The organism is Bacillus badius NBRC 15713 (assembly GCF_001591605.1).
In the GTDB taxonomy this organism is placed as follows: Bacteria; Bacillota; Bacilli; order Bacillales; family Domibacillaceae; genus Pseudobacillus; species Pseudobacillus badius.
On the sequence record NZ_BCVF01000009.1, the window covers coordinates 15547 to 33783 of the forward strand.

Consider the following 18237-nt stretch of genomic DNA (forward strand, 5'->3'; position numbering starts at 1 on the left):
TTAAAATAATCCATTTTTAAAAACATTTGTACCGAATAATGAAACTAATAGGGGTGTTAATATGAGTCATTCTTTTACAGAGATCGACATAAAACCTTTAGGTGACTCTGCATTGATCGTCCAGCTGGGTGAAGGCATAACCCCTTCTATTCATCAAAAAGTGAGAGCGCTCTCAACAATATTAGAAGCTCAGCCATTCAAGGGATTTATTGAATCCGTGCCGGCTTTTCATAACATTACTGTTTATTATGATCCCGTAGCCGTTCAGCAGAATCAATCCAAATACGGGGAGAGGACTGATCGACTGCTGACGTCTTTTGAAGCTGTTTGCCAAGAAATCAATAAGCTGCTTGAACAAGTAGATGAGAGGAAAGAGGCGGAAGCAAGGCTAATTGAAATTCCCGTTTTATATGGAGGCGAGTACGGGCCTGATTTAGAGGCGGTAGCCGCGTTCCATCATGTATCGGCAGAAGAAGTTATTCAAATACATACGCAAAATGAGTGTTTAGTCTATATGATCGGCTTTGCTCCCGGTTTTCCGTTTATGGGCGGGATGGATGAAAGAATTGCTACGCCGCGCAGGGAAAATCCCCGATTGGCTATCGCACCCGGCTCTGTCGGAATTGCCGGCAAGCAAACAGGTGTTTATCCGCTTGAGACGCCAGGAGGATGGCAGATCATTGGCCGCACGCCTCTGGAGCTGTTTCGTCCGGATTCGTTTCCGCCAACGCTGCTGCAGGCTGGAGACCGAGTGAGGTTTGTCAGCATGTCTTCTGAAGAATACAAGGCTTATAAGGAGCGAAAGCGATGACGATCAGGGTGCTGAATGGAGGTCTGTTGACAACTGTACAGGATTTGGGAAGATATGGAGCGCAAAAATACGGCGTCATTGCAAGCGGAGCGATGGACGCTTATTCGTTGCGCGTAGCCAATTTGCTAGTCGGAAACCAGGAAAATGAAGGGGCGCTCGAAATCACCTTATGGGGCACGTCCTTATCCTTTGAAAGAGAATGCATGATTGCGATTACCGGCGGGGATTTGCTGGCTGTGCTCGATGGGGAAAAAGCTCCAACATGGAGACCCCTCTTGGTAAGAAAGGGCTCGGTGCTGCAATTTAAATCTCCTGTAAAAGGCTGCCGGGCATATGTAGCTATTGCCGGCGGGATTGCGGTTCCAGAGGTAATGGGCAGCAAAAGCACCTATCTCCGTGCGGGCATTGGCGGGTTTCGAGGCCGGGCATTGCAAAAAAATGATGTGCTTATGTGCGGGAAGAGCAATCAATCAAACCTGTCTCTATGGAATGCCTTAAGCAAAAGCGATGAAGATGTGCCGTGGGCTGTTAATTATGAGGCTCTTGTTAGTTTAAAGCAGGAGCAACTTATTCGGGTCATTCGGGGAACTGATTTTGACCGGTTTGATACAAAGAGTCAAACGGCATTTTTTAGCCAGCCTTATCATGTGACTACTCACGCCGATCGAATGGGTTACCGGATGGAAGGAACTGCTCTTTCTTTAGCGGCACCCGATGAACTATTATCTGAAGGGGTGACGAAAGGGACCGTTCAAGTGCCGCCGAGTGGGCAGCCGATTATCTTAATGGCAGACCGCCAAACAACAGGCGGTTATCCGAAAATCGGACAAATTATTTCTGCCGATTTGTCAACTATGGCCCAGCTGCAGCCTAAGGCAAAGGTACATTTTCAAGAGATTTCGTTGGAAGCGGCGGAAAGGGAATTATTAAGGAAAGAACAGGTCATTCATGAAATTAAAATGGGCATTCGTTTTAAAGAGCTTTACTCATAAGGAGAAAGGTTATTGGAAAATGACACGGCCGATTTTTCAGGTATACACCATGTAGAGTTGAACAGCGAAACCTATATAAATGAAAAACCATCCTCTGTCCCTGGAAAGCAGAAACAAAGGATGGTTTTTAAGCGTGCCGGTAGCCCAAGCGCTCTGAGATTTGTCTGGCCGCCTCCTTCACCTTCTCGGCGAAAAGGGGCACCTGTTCCGCTTGATAATGCGCTTCAATCCCCGCCATGCTGATTCCGGCTACGATCTCTCCTTTATGGTTGAAAATAGGAGCGGCAATCGCAGAAGTATGGTTCTCTAATTCAGAGTGGCTGATGGCATATCCGTCTCTTTTCGTTTGCTGAATGGTTTCGCAAAGCCGCTCTTTATCGGTAATCGTCCCCGCAGCAAAAGGCTTTAGCTCCACTTCATCCACATAGCGCTCAATTTCTTCCTGAGACAAAAAGGACAAAATTACCCGGGAGCAGGCTCCGGCATATAACGGGCTTCTTCTGCCGATGGCTGTGTACAGGCGAACCTTTTGATGGGTATCAATCTTCTCAATATAGATGGCTTCATCCTCTTGTCTAATAATCAAATTAATTGCTTCATCTACTTCATCATGCAATTTTTGCATCACTGGCAGGGCTATGCGCCGAATATCCAGCCGCGAAGAAACAAGATGGCCAAAGCTAAGAAACATTAAGCCTAACCGGTATTTTGCATCAGTCCCTTTTTCCAGAAGTCCCATTTCCTCCAACGACATCAGCATCCGGTAAACGGTCGTTTTCGGAATGCCGGATAAATCAATGATCTCTTGGAAGGTCAATTCCGCGTGATTGATAAAGAGGTTTAAAATGTCCATCGACCGGACAACGGTTTTGTTTTTACTGTACATGACTTCTCTCCTTTATATAGAGGCCCTCATCCCAACTGTTCATCCTGGAAGACGGAGCCGCTATCCAACCAGCGAGTGGCATGGAAAGCAAAGAAGGGGCATTCACATCGTTTAATAGTATCATAGCAAATTTTTGAAAAGGAAGGAATCCGCTTGTTAGTTGTTCTTTACTTAGCAGGAGCCGCATAGCAGGAACAGTCCATAGAGAAGAAGAGCGGTGATCTTTTTCTTTTAAGTGTAAGGAAGGGGAGGCTTTTGCTAGCTGCACGAGCTGTTTCGTAGACTTAGGGAACATAGATAAAGCCGCTGAATAAAACAGCTATTCTTACCAAATAGCATTCTATGTTTTTATTAGATAGGCATTCCTTTTGTCCAACCTTCCTTGATGCGAAAACATATTATATATTAGGAGACAAGTTTGCATAAACCGGGGGTGTTGCCGGAAAAAGGCTTGTCTCAGTAAACAGAGGAGGTGATAACATGTCTACGAGAAAAAACAGAAGCAACGGCGATGATAGCCATGATTGCTGCCAAGCTAATCATGGCTCCTGCGGCTGCTGCCCATCCGAGCCAACTCCTGCATTAGTCGGCAAAACCATCTCAGGTTCTATAAGAGCAAATGGCCAAATCTCTCAAAAAATAGAGGGAGACTTTACCGTTACTAAAAGTGCGGAGGCTCCCGGAGTCTACACCGTCCGCTATAATCCCCCCTTCGCTGCACTTATTCCAGGATTGCCGGCCCCTGTAATGACACAAGCATTTCTTCCATTAGTATGCAACAGCAGCGACTTCATTTTTGGAGGCAACGCTAATGTATTCGCTTATGTACTCAATTATAGCCCGGATGGGTTTAAGTATGTTACTTTCCAAATCATTGATGACCAAGTCATCCAAAAGGACCTTGATGTTCAATTCGCGGCGTTTGGCCTGGTTCCAAATTCCGTTTAATGCTGCAGGCTTATTTCAATAAAAAGGAGGTGGTAACATGCCACTAAGGAAAAGCCGATCCAGCCATAACCATCCCAATGGCTGCCAATGTGATTGCTGTCAAGCTGTTTCTCTGCCGCAACCGGCCATTGTCGCTGGTTTTATTCCGGCGAACGGGCAAAATCCGCAAAAAAAAGAGGGAGATTTCACCGTTACTAAAAACGCTCAAAAACCAGGCGTATATACCGTTCGCTATAACCCTCCTTTCGTATCTCTTCCTCCTGGAGCTGCCAATCCGGTGATGATCCAGGCATTTCGGCCATTAGAATTTGCTCGTTGCTCCTGCGGCGGTTTTGGAAGCAACACGGACGACACCTTCGCTTTTGTTGTCGCTTTTAACGTACAAGGGTTTAAATATATTACGTTTGAATTTGTAAATGACCGTGTCATCCAAAAGGATCTGGACGTTGATTTCACTGCGATGGGAATGCGATAAGTGAATTAAAAAGAGAATGGAAATAAAAGGATTCCGCTCTAAACGCTAGACAAGAAGACCAGCTCTCCAAGTCATGAATTCGGTATTGACCGGATTCATGCCTTTTAACTAGACGTTTTCCCTTTATGAAGCGAGGTCCCCTTTTTATGTATAATGAAATGATTATGACATTCTCGGAGGAGACATCGTTAAGACACGAATGAAAGACGGTGGGGCTTTTTATAATTGGATGAATGGGAGGAGAGATGATTTGACGAGAAAACCATTTTTCTCCCCCATTCATTATGAAGATATCATTTCAAACAGGGAGGAGGCTTTTCAAGACACGAACGACTCTCCATATCGTTACTTACAATCAAACGTTCACTGGTTCATGAACAAACAACAATGAAAGGTTGGCAAGAACAACAAGTGATCGAAAAGTATCTCTTCGTAAAAAAGCAAAACATCCGCCAGAAAGCTTATTCTTTCTGGCGGATGTTTCTAAATAACATTTGAGGCAGGAGAAAACAGACAATGTTTCAACGAGTCTGTTTTTTTATTCTGCGAGCAGATCAAGGTCGTCTTTCGGACGTTTTTCTACGTCTGCTTTTCTTGTCGATGCTTTGTACTTATCGTTAATCAGGCCTCCGAATCCTTGTTCACGCAGAAGCTGAACGGCGAAGGAAGGAATCGGGACATTGTTAGCGACCATGTACTTTGTTTTCGTGCGAATCAATTCATCAAAAATCGCGCTGCGCGGGATGCCGGTTTCCGCAAATACGTTTTGGCTTAATAGCAAGTCCATTAAAGTTAAATGAGGATAGTCTGAACCCGCAAAGGTCAGGTTCGGATTGACCTGGTACCAAAGGTCGCCGTTTGAGCGAATCCACTTTGGATGCAAGTGTTCAATGCCGGCTTTTATTTCGCGAGCGGTCTTTAAATAAGCATCATTTTTTGTCTGCTTATACGTTTCCAATAAAAACCTCATTTCCCCAAGTGCATGATTCAGGGAGGCATGTGTTTTCGTTTGCCCGTTTCCTAATCCGTAGTAATCAGAAATTAAGTAGCTGGAGGCTGTTACCGGAATGGTATTCCCTAATTTCTTTTGCTGAACGAGATAATCCGCATAACGGAAATTGGCTCCTGTAAGCTCTTGAATAGACAAAGACTCCGATGTGTTTTTCAAGAAGAGCGCTGCATTTTCATTCAATCTCGTATCAAAATAAGGGGCGGTCGTGCCGTATGCTTTTTTCAGCCAGGTACTAGTGTATTCCGTCGGAAAAATAGGGTTTTTCCTAGCAGTGAGAGCACCGCCTGAAAAAACATCCAGGTCTGCGATTGCATTCACTACAAGATCGTAAAAATAGCGCTCTTTATTTCCATTATAAGCAGTTAAATAGACGCCGCCCTGCATTCTGCCGATGTTGCGCCCATACCCCATCTGGTAGGACGGTTCAATCGACCATGGAAGCTTTGTATAGGCTCCGTCGGCTGTCAGCCAATTATTTATGGTTGTATATTGCTCAATGGTCCGCTTAAACCAGTTATCCCGGTTCGTGTTGTCAGCAAAGAGGCGCTTGTCGGACAGCAGCACCCAATTTTCTGAGATGGCTTTCCCTCTAATGGACATATTGACATGGGCAGTAACCAGATTTCGTGCCGTATCTGTATACACCTTATAGCTCTCAAGTTCATTGACTAATTCACGAAGAACGGATTTGTCTCCATTGGCATACTTCATTTGGCGATGAAGTGATACATAATTTTTGCTGATCATCATCTCATTGGTCACCGCTTGGCCTTTTTTAGCGGATAGAATGCCGGTTGGATGAGAAGTTTTATCCACGCCGAAGGTGCCGTCATGTGTTTGATTGACTTCACCGAATGAACTGTACTTGGCCAATGTATAATTATCTGACTGATGAAATGGAACGATCACGGAAGCCGAATACGTGTTATCGCCGTTATGAATGAATTTTGTAAAGACGAATACATCACCGTTATCCAGCTTTCTCAATGTAACACGCAGTGAACCGAGCGGCTTGGACGCGTTGCCCATATGGTAATAGAAATGCTCATCGGCAGAACGGATATGTACATCTTTCGTGCGCTTGTTATAAGTCAACGGCACCCCTCGGGTATTCATTCGCACTTTAATATACTGATAGTCATTGACTGGAACGACCACTTCTGAAGAATCCGCTGGCTTAGGAGGGGTAATCGGTTCCTTGTCAGAAGAAAATAAATGAAGCGTGTCCATGAAACGGTAGACAAACCGGATTGATTCGCCGCGTGTGGCGGTTTTTTGCGGGAAGAAATAGTTATCCTCCGTGCCTTTAATTAATCCGTAATAGGTCATGCGCTGCACAGATTCATAGGCATAGCGGCCAATCTGTGCCTGGTCTTTGTACGTTAACGTCGCTTTCTTTGTGTAATCGCCTTTTAATTGCATGGCCCGATCCAGCATCACAGCGACATCTGAGCGTGTGACGGATTGATTCGCCAGCGCATACCCATCCAGTGTCCCAACAAGCAGCCCTGCTTTTTTAGCAGCAGAGATTTCTGGATATAAGCTGTGATTGGTGCCAACATCTTTAAATCCGGAATCTCCCGGCGGAAGGTCTAATGCCCTCACTAGAAAGGCAATAAATTGGCCTCTTGTTACTTGAGCATCGAGCTGAAGCGATCCATCATCATAGCCTTTTAACACGCCAGCATCAGTAAGCGCTTTCACTTGCTCAGCGATGCTTGGGCTGCTGGCAGCGTTAGCAGTTTGAAAAGCGGATGGAATGGTCAGTATGAGAAATAGGATGATTATGCCCAGACTTGTTGCTAGTTTTCTCATCATTACTCCTTTCTACCTAATTATTAAAAATATACAAATGAAGTATAACATATTGAAAAACAGGGATTATATTACATTCTAATGTCAGTTTCTTTAAGAAGTTGACTTATAATACAAAGTTGTTATATTTCCCTTCCTAAAAGCGGGATGAAAGGAAAAATATGAAGGGATACAATGTTATAATTCTCAATATTTGTTATAATTACCCAATAATGAAAGAAGATAGATAAATAATTTTTATTTCGTTAGAAGGAAGAGTGAATAAAACGATGGCCATTCTTACAGGAAAGCTAGTTATAATTTCATTGTTTTTAGTCATTGTTACAGCCATTGAAACGTTAGCTTACTCCACTCGGTTATCCGGGGCGAGAATCGGACTGATTGCTTCAGCTCTGTCCCTGTTCAGCACGATGATTATCGTGTCCAGATTTTCTACGATGTTTCAGCAGGCGCTGACAGGAAAGCTGCTCTCAGCCGCCCCAGCTGCTCACAAGCTGGAATTCATTGAGAGTCAGTATCGTGTATTGATTGGTGTGACATCGTTAGGCGTATTGATTGGCATCTTTTTGTTTCCTACTTTCATCGCTATTTTTTCCCGGGCGATTATTCAGCTGGTGAATGAAAAAGGGTCAATGGTCAGCTTGGCAAGAAAGTGGTGCAATATAAGAGGATTGAAAAAGGCTATCCGCTATCTGCGTCTGCCGCGGCTGTCTTATTTGGAGGGCATTACGCTGCGCAATTTTCCGAAAAGGATGTTTTGTATCAACATCGCCATTACGGCGGTGTATACAGTAGGTGTTTTATCTTCTCTTTATGCCTCTTTGCTGACGCCGGAAAATGCTGCGGCCGCTATTATGTCTTCCGGGATCATTAATGGCATGGCGACAATTTTGCTGACTTTGTTTATCGATCCGAAAGCATCTGTATTGGCAGACCGCGTCGTTAGAAAAGAACAGCGTTATGCCAATCTGAAAAGCTACTCCGTGGCAATGATAGGATCTAAATTTGTAGGAACAGTGGTCGCACAGCTTATTTTTATCCCGTGTGCGTATTATGTAGCCTGGTTTTCTGAATGGCTTTGAAAGCGGAGAAGACTGCTGATTTCCGGAAAAGGAGCTTGCTTTTATGCCGGTAATTGAACATCAATTATGGATTAAGGCCCCAATCGAGGTCTGCTTTGACTTGGCAAGAAATGTAGATATTCATACTCAAACAGTATCAAAAACAAAGGAACGAGCGGTTGGAGGAGTAACGGAAGGGCTGCTGGAAGCGGGCGACACGGTAACATGGGAGGCGGTGCATTTCGGCATTAGGCAAAGGCTGACAGCCCAAATAACAGAGATGCAAAAGCCTTATCGGTTTGTTGACATTATGGTGAAAGGGGCGTTTCGTTCGTTCACGCATGTTCATGAGTTTAGAGAAGAGACCGGAGGCACAGTGATGATCGACCGGTTTGACTACCGTGCACCGTTCGGTCTGCTTGGTGTAATCGCCGATAAATGGTTTTTAGAAAATTATATGAGACAGTTTATTGCTTCGAAGGCCATCGAGTTAAAAAAGATAGCGGAAGCTTAAAGGCTGGTGAAGAGGATAAAGAGTAGAGGGGGCTGCAGGATGAGAAAACGGATGTTTCATAGTTGGTGGCTTCTATTGTTTATGTGGGTGCTTGCCGGATGCAATGCCGATCAAAGGGAAGGCTTCTTATTTAAAGGAGAAGGGGACAACTGGCAGACAGAGATATATACCGGCCAGACAACAGAGTCCCCGGAAAAAGGGAAGGACTCCTACATGCATGTAAAGTTTAAAGGCAGCCACCCTAAAGAAGTAAAAGAGTTAATGTATGAGGCGGAAGCAGAGGAAGGGGCTTTTAGTGCAGGGGACATCGTTTTAGACGAACAAGGAGAGGAATCTCTTTCTGCGGAGGGCATTAAGCAAATCGGGGCCTCAGCAGCAGATCAATTAACAGTCACTATTAGCTGGGTGGAACAGGGCAAAGAACAGCAAGAAGTGATCGTGTTGGAGAAACAAGCCGCGCCTGATTGAACAAACAGAGATGAAGAGGATCATTTTTATGAAACATGGGTAGGAGAAAAGCAAGATTTGAAAAAGTGGACAACAGCGGCTGGAATAAAGGAAGGCTGCGGGCTGCACACCTTGAAGAGAAAGTGAAGATTTTTCTGGTGACTAGTGGGTGAACATCACACAAGCGAAAATAAACAGGCTGAATAAATGATAAAAGAGCAAGGATAGTAAGGAACGCATGGTTCCTCACTATCCTTTTTGGTTGCCGCCCTTACTTATTTTTCAACCTGCCGGCCAAGGAAATCGCAAACGGATGGAACTTATAAAATCTCAGCCAATTTCTTGATCCCTTGCTCAATCTCATCCAAGCTGGGTTCTCCATATCCGAGCATAATCTGATGGGCTGGTTTTTGGCGTTCATACAAAACAGAAACCCGATCCAGCAGGATGCCGTGTTGCTCCGCTTTGGCTATGACAGCATCTTCTGTCAGACCATTTGGCAGCTCCAGCACAACATGTAATCCGGCCTCTTCTCCTTTCACTTGAAAGTCCGGCCCTAAATAGCTTTTTATGCTCTCCAACAGGCGGGCTCGTTTCTTGCGGTAAAGCACCCGCATTTTGGCGACATGCTTACTATATAAATCTTTCCTCATAAATTCCGCTAACGTTTGTTGATCTACTTTAGAAACCGTCGATTTCGAGTGCTTATTAAATTCCTCAAAGGGCTGAACAAAGTGAACGGGCAATACGATGTAGCTGATCCTTAAAGAAGGGATTAGCGTTTTAGAGAATGTGCCAAAATAAATCACATGCTGAAGGCGGTCAAGATTGGCCAATGTTGGAATGGGATGACCGGTATAGCGGAATTCTGAATCATAATCGTCTTCTATGATCACGCCTTGATTCTGTTTAGCCCAGTTCAGCAGCTCGATCCTTCTTTGAATGGGCATTATTTGTCCATTTAGGAACTGATGTGCCGGGGTGGTATAAAGACAGCTTAAAGGACATTCCGGCACTTGGCACCCGTTTTCATCTATGGGTATAAGCTGGTAGGGGCGTTCAAGCTGCTGAAGGATGGACTTCGCCCTGATAAAGCCCGGCTCTTCCATCCCCATTGTTCCGTTCTTGAAAAACAATATACAATTCATGAACTGTTGTTGAAAGCCGCTAAAGATAAATATTTGCTGTTCACTGCAGCTTAATCCTCTGGCCGTCGCCAAATATTGAGCAATGGCACGGCGCAGAGACGCCTCCCCTTGCCATGGAGCATTTTGAGGGGAGAGACACTTTAGTGTTTCGCGATAAATGGGCAGCCACTGCTTATAGGGAAAGCTTTGAGCATCTACTTGTCCATTTTTAAAGTTATAGGCAGGTATAAATGCTTGTTGCTTGGCCGGCAGCTCTCCGGTGAGGGATTCCTTTTCATGCCATTCCTCTAAAAGAGCAGCCACAAAATAACCTTGTCTCTCTATTGAGTAAATATATCCTTCACTGGCCAATTGATCGTATGCTTGCTGAACAGTGATGACACTTACATTTAATTGAGCAGCTAATGTTCTTTTCGCAGGCAGCTGTGTATCTGTTTGAAGAGTGCCTATGAGAATCTCCTGCCGGATGCTTTCATAAATTTGAATGAACTTGGGCTTTCCAGCAGAAAAGCGTACTTCTAATTCCATGTTTATACTCCTTGGTATTATAAATTTGGGCATTTCTGATACTATTCATAGTATCAGAAATCGTCTTAAATAGTCACAAGGAGGGAGACAAATGAAGAAATTAGAACATACCATCGTTTCACTTATGCCGCTGGAATGGGAACATATAGACGGAATTCATGCCGCTGCTCAACACGCGAATATCTGGAAGCATATGTCCGTTGACTTAACATCTAAAGAAGCCTGCCGCCAGTATGTGAAGGATGCCCTAAAAAAACGTGAGCAGGGCACGGATTTTGCCTTTGTTGTTTTTCATCATGAAACAAAGCAAATCATTGGCTGCACCTGGTTTTTAGATCTTCAACCGGCTCATAAACGGGTAGAGATCGGCTCAACATGGCTGAACCCAGATTATTGGCGCACACCTGTTAACACACACTGTAAGTGGCTGCTGTTACAATACTGCTTTGAAGAACGGGGTTATCACCGCGTCCAAATTAAAACGGGGCATTTAAATGAACGTTCCCAGCGAGCGATTGAACGCATCGGCGGTGTAAAGGAAGGGGTTTTGCGCAACCATATGATTCAGCGGAATGGCAGCATCCGCCACACAGTTGTATACAGTATCACACGAGAAGATTGGCCGAAAATCAAGCGGCTGTTTCTGGAGCAGTTGTTATAAATAAAAGCTTGTTTCTGAAAAGGCGGCGCTTGCTGAATAGATGATGTACATGAAAACAGCCTAAATAAAAGCGGCACACCTGTCCTTAAATAGTAGATAGATGTGCCGCTTTTATCTATTAATGACACGGGCTATTAGTTCGTCAGGCCGCTGTCCGATCGTCCAATTAGATAAGAGCTGTACGCTTAAAAAATTTTAACTATCACTAGGCTGCGTCGATTCTATCGACTTTATAATAGGAGAGATAGCCGATGAACAGCCCGAATAAACAAAGGGCGACCGGTACGCCGATGAACTGAAACAAACTAACTTGGCTGTTTCCGTCAGAAACCGTGGAGTTGATCACAAGTCCAATTAAAACAGCGGAAGTGATATTCGCAGAAGTCGATTTCTTTCTCATGCCGAAAAACAAAGGAATAAAGCTGATTCCTGCAACCATAAAGGCGCTGATTAGAACAGATGGAGCTGTAGCGATCATGTCGCTGGCATGGACAGGCGCATCAAAAAAATGAATCATTGGGTTCAAGAAGAAAATCAATAAGCTGAGGACCAATGTGGCCAATAAGATGCTGAAGAAACAAAATATAAAGACCACCGCTAATTTGGCTTTCATGATTTTCTTGCGCTCAATTGGATAGCTAAACAGCAGCTGCATCGTCTTGCTTCTGTATTCATCGATCACTAAGCGTGATAACAGAACAGCAGAAAAGATAATGAAGGTGACTCGAATTAAAATATTCGTTAACAACATAAGGTCGTCATAATTTGAAAACATTTCCTCATTTTCTGCTTTCGCCCCCCATGCCATTAAGCCAACAGCTGCAAAAATTCCTGCAATACAAAAGAACAATCCCTTAAAATACCTCGACAGTTGGTGCTTTTTCCACTCTAACTTCATTAATTTCAACACGGATTCTCACTCCATTTAACAAATTTGGGGTAAGTGGACAGTACGTTCAGAGCGGAAGCCCGTTCTGTCTCCCTGTCCACTGTATGTATTGATTATACGGAACAAACCTCTCCTTTTTCTTACACAAACCTTAAAAATTTCTTAAGCGAAACCATTTGCCAGCTGACTGCTGCACTAGTCAGTGAATGAAGAGGCTCCTAATGATCATGAGCCTTTGGCTCATTTTCTCTTCTGTAGGTCCTTCGAACAAAAAAGACTGGACAGACTTCTTTTGTAACAATGTACTATTTTTTCCAAAAATGCAGTTTAATTGATGTTAATGAAGGTAACTGTAGTAGATCCAGCTAATTTTGATTCTTTCTTCTGGTAAAAGCGAAGATTCAGGATTAAATATTTTAGAATGGAATAAGGACTTACAAATCAAACATCAAAAAAACTTAAAATTTCCCTATGTAGAGGCTTTTGTGAGAAATAATAAGTTATATATCATTGGTTCATTAGATCATGGAAGCGGCAATTCAGGCACAATAGGCGAATTTGATATTAAAAAAGATTATAAAAAAGTAGCGCAATTAATGATACCTTATGCTAAAAACAGGGATTTATGGATTGCCGGTGGGGAAATGCTGCCCAAAGATTTCTAATTAACTTGTTTTCCCGCAGGGCTTAGGGGCGGTTTTCGCTATGTATATAAAAAAGCGATTGGCGATTGAAGTACAGCCTGTGCATGGGAACAGTTGATTTCTAGCAACAGCGTGTCAGTCGCCCGCTGGTTCTTGTTTTAAAATTGATGCAGGTATGCTTGCTTTGACAGGGGGCGGGAATTCCCTGGATTATGATGAGCCTGAAGAGGCAGGTTATTCTTTTCAATTAAACAAAACTGAGAAAGGGGTTCGGATCAGGTTGTCCGAACCCCTCTTATTGACCAGCTGAGAGATCCTTTTTTCATGAAAGGAGATCTTTTTTGGCTGCAAATAGGCTAGGGTCTTTTTTGATCAGCCCGTTCAGCCATGCCTGACACGCCGGCAAAGTAGCTTGAATGATTTTTCCCAAGAAAAAAGCGATAATAATCGTGCCAATGCCGACTGGTCCCCCCAGCAGCCAGCCTAAAATAAAGACGGTGATCTCCATGCCATTTCGCACATAGGCAATGCTCCAGCCGGTTTTCTCAACGATCAGTAGCATTAAACTGTCCCGCGGTCCCGCTCCGAGATCAGCAGACACATATAAACTGATGCCGAAGCCTAATATAAAAACGCCAGCCATGAAAAATACTAGCTGCACTAAAAATGTTTCTGGCGCCGGCAGCAGCGCATTGAAGAGATCAATAAAGAGACCGAGCAAAAGCATATTCACAATAGCCCCAATTTTCGGCGGCGTCTTTGTCCCTATCCATGTCGAGAGAATAATGATGACGCCGGCAAGGATGGACCAAGTGCCGATCGTTAATCCCAGCTGCTTGTATAATCCGTAATGAAACACGTCCCAAGGCCCGATGCCCAGCACTTTTCCTTTAATTGTTAAAGAGATGCCAAAAGCCAGTACAATCAAACCCAAAATAAAAAAAGTCCACCGCAAGCGATATTCCCGGCGCATACGCACCCTCCATTCCTATCAAACTGCTTAGTTAGTATTCTGAAATAACGTCCCCATCCACTTTAGCATAGACCATTCATTAGTTTAAGAAGTTTTTTAAGAAGGCCCATTTGCATTGTGAACGCGGTCCGGCCCGTTCAGTGCTTTTTTGCTTTAGAGATCAGGGGAGACGCAACAGCCCCTGGATTGGTTGGCTGCTTATTTGCCTAAAATGACATGAAGAATATTCCTTTATAAACATACATTGACATTTGAAGAATTTTCAGTATATTATGAACGAAGTCGACTTAGCGTCTTATTAGCGACACCTTATTTTCAGGGGAGGAACATGAATGGAACAACGAGCAACCACTTTACAGGTCAATGAGGAAAGGAAAAAGAGAATACCGCATACCTATGCCATTATTTTTACCATTATTATTCTCGCAGCGATTGCTACTTACCTCATTCCGGCGGGACAGTTTGAAAGAGTAGAACAGGGCGAGCAAACGGTTGTGGTGCCGGGCAGCTACGAAAAGGTAGACAGTGATCCTGTCAGCTTTTTTGAAATCTTCAAGTCTATTCCTGAAGGGATGACAAAAGGTTCAACGATTATCTTTTATATCTTTTTGGTAGGAGGGGCCTTTGGAATTCTTCGGGAAACCGGAACCATTGAGGCAGGAATACATAAAGCCGTTGTTAAATTAGAAAACAATGAAAAATTGCTGATTCCGATCACGATGATTTTATTTTCGTTTGCCGGAGCTACAACGGGGATGGCAGAGGAAAGCATTATCTTCGTTCCGATCGGCATCGCCATTGCCAGAGCATTGGGCTACGATGCCATTACGGGGACAGCCATGATCAGCTTGGGAGCTGCGAGCGGTTTTATCGGCGGAATGATGAATCCCTTTACAGTCGGCGTAGCCCAATCCATTGCTGAAGTCAAAATGTTCAGCGGGATCGGCTTCCGTTTTTGCGTGTACTTATTCGTTTTATCTTTGGCTATTTTTTATGTGATGCGCTATGCGGCCAAGGTGAAAAAAGATCCGGCGCAGAGTCTAGTTTATGACATTGAATTAAAAGAAAAAGAGAGAAAGAGCCATCGTGCAGGCGAAGAATTTCAAGATTTTACGATGCGTCATGGGCTTGTGCTGCTCATTCTTGTTTCAGGGCTTGCCTTTAACATGTATGGGGTATTCAAGCTGAAATGGTATATTCCTGAGTTAACCGCCTCTTTTCTTATTATTGGATTTGCTTCAGGGATAGCGGGCGGCCTTCGCCTGAACCGGATGTTTGATTCTTTTGTGGACGGCATGAAGCTTGTGGCGTTTGGCGCGCTCATTGTCGGGTTTGCCCGGGCTATTTTAGTTGTATTAGAAAATGGGCTGATTATTGATACGATCATTCAATCTTTATCGTCCCTCATCGGTTCGCTTCCGGATGCATTGAACGCTGTGGGGATGTTTGTGGTGCAAGTGGTGATTAATTTCTTCATCCCGTCTGGAAGCGGCCAGGCAGCTACAACCATGCCGATTATGACGCCGCTTGCCGATTTGTTAGGCATCGAACGCCAGGTGGCTGTCCTTGCGTTTCAGTATGGGGATGGCATTACCAATTCGATTATTCCGACATCTGCCGCCTTAATGGGCTACTTGGCTGTCGCCGGCATTCCTTATGAGCGCTGGGTTAAATTTATTTGGAAGCTGATTGCCGGATGGCTGCTGATAGCGGCTATCGCGCTTATCGCCGCTGTGATCATTGGCGTGAAGTAAACTATAAGCAGCCGGCGGGCTGTTCAAAGAAAGCACAAAATGACAGGATGGCTCCCAAAAGTTTAGATAGGATACAAGTACGGGAGGATGATTTGATGGGATGGATAGAGTCGATACAAAAGGCCATTGAATATATTGAGGATCATATAACAGACGACCTGTCCATTGAACAAATTGCCAAAGAGGCGAATGCGTCTGTGTTTCATTTTCAGCGAACGTTTTCGATCCTGACAAATATGTCTATTGGGGAATATAGTCGAAAAAGGCGCTTAACCCTGGCCGCTAAAGAATTGCAAGACAGCGGGATTAAAGTGATCGATATTGCATTAAAGTATGGCTACGACACACCGGAAGCGTTCGCGAAAGCTTTTCGCAAGCAGCATGGCATTGCACCGAGCGATGTCCGGAAAGGAAACGTATCCCTCAAATCATACAACCGCCTAACGATTCAAGTGACTTTGAAGGGAGTGGATCCGATGAAGTACAAACTGATTGAAAAAGAAAGCTTTCAAGTGGCTGGTGTGAAGCGGACGTATTCAACCGCCATTAATGAGCAAAACAAGCTCATTCCCCGATTTTGGGAGGATGTGCATGCAGACGGCACAAATGATCGATTGGCCGCAGTGACGAACGGGGAGATAGAAGGGATTCTCGGTGTTTGTGTGGCGGGGAAAGAGGCGGATTGCAGCCAGATGATTGATTATTGGATTGCCGCACCGTTTCAAGGAGACGCGCCAGAAGGGTTAGATATCCTGAATATCCCTGCTTCGAAATGGGCGGTGTTTGAAGTGCATGGTCCGATGCCAGCCGCCATGCAGAACGCTTGGAAACAGATTTTCTCGGAATGGTTTCCATCTCATTCCTATAAGCATGCGGGAACGCCCGAGTTTGAATATTATCCGCATGAAGATCCTTATCAGCCTGACTCCTATTCAGAGATTTGGATTCCGATTAAGTAATACAAAACACCAGTGCGGCTTTCGCACTGGTGTTTTATGGTTTGATGTTTTCTTCTCTGAAGAGTTCCGTATAAGCAGCAGGGAAATGATCGATTAGTTGCCCGGACTCCTGCTTTTGTTTAGGCAAACGAATGGCGGATGTAAAGGCTGAAAATATACCCTCCGATTGAGGCGGCACTGAAAGTGAACACAGCGATGGCTAATAATGCTTCATTCCTTCCCTTGTGCGTTAATCCGAAAATAAGGGCTGTTGCCATTCCCGACAGGAAAAGCATCATCCAATAAGGACTAAACGGAGCTCCAAGATCGAGGATGAAAGAGGAGAGGAAGAAAGCTTCCGTTAATAAAAACAGAAGCAAAATCACTTTTTTCATGTCAGCACCTTCTTCTTTTTGTTAAACATGAAATCAATAGTAATTCTGAAATGTAAAAAGTCTCATGAGCGGCGGCTTTGTATTTCCATAGGTTGAAAATTTTTAGCCGCTGCAGGCAAGTTCTTTTTTGACATAGGTGCGAAAGGCAGGGTCTGTTAAGAGTTTCAGCTGGAAGCCGTTTATATTGCGAGACAGCTTGGCTTGTTCAAGCGGCGTCAAGCCATCGGCAAAAAAAGCAAGCTCGGTTTGATTGTTTTGCTTATCGGTTGCATACATAGCCATCGTCAAAACAAAAGCGGTAGATCCTCCTTTTTGCCCCGCATGACAGAGCCATTTCTGATGATCTGGATTCTTCATTAATTGTTCCATCACAGGGTCCAGGCAGCGATGGACTTGCTGATCGAAAAATGTTTTTTTGTTTAATTTTTCCATGATGGATACATAGTCTGCCGTCGTTGAACGTGGAAGACGGTCGGACCAAACCTTTTGAAATTCCCTATCCAAGAGGTTTCTTGTTCGCTCTTTTTCCTTTTCGATTGGGGGGCGGTCCAGCCATTTCTGGTGGATTTGGAGTGCCCGCTGGCGATATTCAGTGATATCCATCTTTTTCATAGCGTGCAATGCTTCTTCTTTGGACAAGCCTTGCTCAGCCATCAATTGAGCAGGCACGAAGAGAGCACTGACGATGGGATAAAGCGGCTCATGACGGGAAAGCGTTAAGCTTTCAAGAACCTTGTTAATTACTGGCAGGCCGAGCGCGTTCATTAAATATTCGGTATTTGCATTGGAGCTGTAGGCGATCATTCCTTTGGCTACTTCACATAAAGGAACGCTGTCCCTTTCGTTTTCCTTTGTCCATTGGGCCATCCATGCTTCATGGGCGCCGCCGTCTGTTTTCGGCACATAAAACCTCTCTAGTTCCGCGAACGGCACTTGCTGCTGCGGATCAATCTTTCCCTTTGCCGCTTGCTGGGCATAGGCGATAGCTACAATAATTTTCACTGTGCTGGCTAAAGGAAGCGGCTGATGAACATTTACAGCGGCCCACTCTTCCTGATTGCGCCTGATGAATAAGGAAATCATTCTTGTTTTTGATTTCTCTTTCGTCAGTTGTACAATGTATGCGGGGTCTAGCGCGTTCCTTTCTCTATGAAACATCCACACACCGGCAGCAGCTATTCCGCCTAAAATCATGATGATACCTAGGGAGATCCATAATACAGCCTTCAAGTTAACACTTCCTTATCTTCACTTATCTGTGCGTACGCTTGAAAAGCTGGAAGGTTTCATTTCGTGTAATTTTTTTCAATTTTTGTTATAATTTATTGATAAACTAATATAGGGGG

At 44.3% G+C, this 18237-nt stretch carries 19 protein-coding genes; 12 read left to right on the forward strand and 7 right to left on the reverse strand.

Annotation, left to right across the window (positions count from 1 at the left end; translation table 11 throughout):
* Positions 1–61: 61 nt before the first annotated feature.
* Both pxpB and BBA02S_RS06570 read left to right on the forward strand, forming a co-directional pair.
* Positions 62–811, forward strand: coding sequence for a 5-oxoprolinase subunit PxpB (gene pxpB, locus BBA02S_RS06565; protein WP_041114161.1), 750 nt, complete (start codon positions 62–64; stop codon positions 809–811).
* The gene (locus BBA02S_RS06570) at positions 808–1803 is read left to right on the forward strand and encodes a 5-oxoprolinase subunit C family protein (protein WP_041114160.1); all 996 of its coding nucleotides are present in this window, start codon (positions 808–810) and stop codon (positions 1801–1803) included. The genes pxpB and BBA02S_RS06570 overlap by 4 nt, the downstream gene beginning before the upstream one ends.
* 127 nt (positions 1804–1930) lie before the next feature.
* Here the strand turns inward: BBA02S_RS06570 and BBA02S_RS06575 are convergent, their stop codons facing one another.
* A complete protein-coding gene (locus BBA02S_RS06575) occupies positions 1931–2689 on the reverse strand; it encodes an IclR family transcriptional regulator (protein ID WP_041114159.1) in 759 nt (252 codons plus the stop codon).
* Positions 2690–3169: 480 nt separating this feature from the next.
* On the opposite strand from BBA02S_RS06575, the gene BBA02S_RS06585 reads away from it, so the two are divergent.
* The 3 genes from BBA02S_RS06585 to BBA02S_RS21690 all read left to right on the forward strand — a co-directional run bounded on the left by BBA02S_RS06585 (position 3170) and on the right by BBA02S_RS21690 (position 4503).
* Positions 3170–3637, forward strand: a complete 468-nt coding sequence (locus BBA02S_RS06585) for a hypothetical protein (RefSeq protein ID WP_041114157.1) — start codon at positions 3170–3172, stop codon at positions 3635–3637.
* A gap of 37 nt (positions 3638–3674) precedes the next feature.
* Positions 3675–4112 carry a hypothetical protein gene (locus tag BBA02S_RS06590; RefSeq protein ID WP_041098855.1) on the forward strand — a complete coding sequence of 146 codons (438 nt, stop codon included), beginning with the start codon at positions 3675–3677 and terminating at the stop codon, positions 4110–4112.
* Between the two features lie 169 nt (positions 4113–4281).
* Positions 4282–4503: a YunG family protein gene (locus tag BBA02S_RS21690; RefSeq protein WP_041114156.1), complete on the forward strand. Its 222-nt coding sequence runs from the start codon at positions 4282–4284 to the stop codon at positions 4501–4503.
* Positions 4504–4650: 147 nt separating this feature from the next.
* On the opposite strand, the gene BBA02S_RS06600 is transcribed toward BBA02S_RS21690, so the two are convergent.
* Positions 4651–6942, reverse strand: coding sequence for an S-layer homology domain-containing protein (locus tag BBA02S_RS06600; RefSeq protein ID WP_231557205.1), 2292 nt, complete (start codon positions 6940–6942; stop codon positions 4651–4653).
* 254 nt (positions 6943–7196) lie between these two features.
* Here BBA02S_RS06600 and BBA02S_RS06605 point away from each other — a divergent pair, with 254 nt between their 5' ends.
* Genes BBA02S_RS06605 through BBA02S_RS06615 form a run of 3 tightly spaced genes read left to right on the forward strand, consistent with a single transcriptional unit; the run spans position 7197 to position 8982 of the window.
* Complete coding sequence (locus tag BBA02S_RS06605; protein ID WP_306305168.1) at positions 7197–8021, forward strand: lipid II flippase Amj family protein; 825 nt, start codon at positions 7197–7199, stop codon at positions 8019–8021.
* A gap of 43 nt (positions 8022–8064) precedes the next feature.
* Positions 8065–8514 carry an SRPBCC family protein gene (locus BBA02S_RS06610; RefSeq protein WP_041098847.1) on the forward strand — a complete coding sequence of 150 codons (450 nt, stop codon included), beginning with the start codon at positions 8065–8067 and terminating at the stop codon, positions 8512–8514.
* A gap of 39 nt (positions 8515–8553) precedes the next feature.
* Complete coding sequence (locus BBA02S_RS06615; RefSeq protein WP_041114153.1) at positions 8554–8982, forward strand: hypothetical protein; 429 nt, start codon at positions 8554–8556, stop codon at positions 8980–8982.
* A gap of 299 nt (positions 8983–9281) precedes the next feature.
* On the opposite strand, the gene pdxR is transcribed toward BBA02S_RS06615, so the two are convergent.
* Positions 9282–10637 (reverse strand): MocR-like pyridoxine biosynthesis transcription factor PdxR, encoded by a 1356-nt coding sequence (gene pdxR, locus BBA02S_RS06620; RefSeq protein WP_041114152.1) that lies wholly within the window; start codon positions 10635–10637, stop codon positions 9282–9284.
* A gap of 91 nt (positions 10638–10728) precedes the next feature.
* Between pdxR and BBA02S_RS06625 the strand changes: the two genes are divergently transcribed.
* Entirely contained in the window at positions 10729–11298 is a 570-nt protein-coding gene (locus tag BBA02S_RS06625) for a GNAT family N-acetyltransferase (protein WP_041114151.1), read from the forward strand.
* Positions 11299–11503: 205 nt separating this feature from the next.
* Here the strand turns inward: BBA02S_RS06625 and BBA02S_RS06630 are convergent, their stop codons facing one another.
* The gene (locus tag BBA02S_RS06630; protein ID WP_041114150.1) at positions 11504–12208 is read right to left on the reverse strand and encodes an ABC transporter permease; all 705 of its coding nucleotides are present in this window, start codon (positions 12206–12208) and stop codon (positions 11504–11506) included.
* Between the two features lie 350 nt (positions 12209–12558).
* Here BBA02S_RS06630 and BBA02S_RS06635 point away from each other — a divergent pair, with 350 nt between their 5' ends.
* The gene (locus tag BBA02S_RS06635; protein WP_041098837.1) at positions 12559–12852 is read left to right on the forward strand and encodes a hypothetical protein; all 294 of its coding nucleotides are present in this window, start codon (positions 12559–12561) and stop codon (positions 12850–12852) included.
* Between the two features lie 301 nt (positions 12853–13153).
* On the opposite strand, the gene BBA02S_RS06640 is transcribed toward BBA02S_RS06635, so the two are convergent.
* Positions 13154–13804 carry a YczE/YyaS/YitT family protein gene (locus BBA02S_RS06640; RefSeq protein WP_041114149.1) on the reverse strand — a complete coding sequence of 217 codons (651 nt, stop codon included), beginning with the start codon at positions 13802–13804 and terminating at the stop codon, positions 13154–13156.
* Positions 13805–14136: 332 nt separating this feature from the next.
* On the opposite strand from BBA02S_RS06640, the gene BBA02S_RS06645 reads away from it, so the two are divergent.
* The gene (locus BBA02S_RS06645) at positions 14137–15558 is read left to right on the forward strand and encodes a YfcC family protein (protein WP_041098834.1); all 1422 of its coding nucleotides are present in this window, start codon (positions 14137–14139) and stop codon (positions 15556–15558) included.
* A 95-nt stretch (positions 15559–15653) separates the two neighbouring features.
* The gene (locus BBA02S_RS06650; RefSeq protein WP_041114148.1) at positions 15654–16517 is read left to right on the forward strand and encodes an AraC family transcriptional regulator; all 864 of its coding nucleotides are present in this window, start codon (positions 15654–15656) and stop codon (positions 16515–16517) included.
* Between the two features lie 119 nt (positions 16518–16636).
* Here the strand turns inward: BBA02S_RS06650 and BBA02S_RS06655 are convergent, their stop codons facing one another.
* A complete protein-coding gene (locus BBA02S_RS06655; RefSeq protein WP_041114147.1) occupies positions 16637–16891 on the reverse strand; it encodes a hypothetical protein in 255 nt (84 codons plus the stop codon).
* Positions 16892–16993: 102 nt separating this feature from the next.
* Positions 16994–18121 carry a serine hydrolase gene (locus tag BBA02S_RS06660; RefSeq protein ID WP_041114146.1) on the reverse strand — a complete coding sequence of 376 codons (1128 nt, stop codon included), beginning with the start codon at positions 18119–18121 and terminating at the stop codon, positions 16994–16996.
* Positions 18122–18237 lie beyond the last annotated feature (116 nt).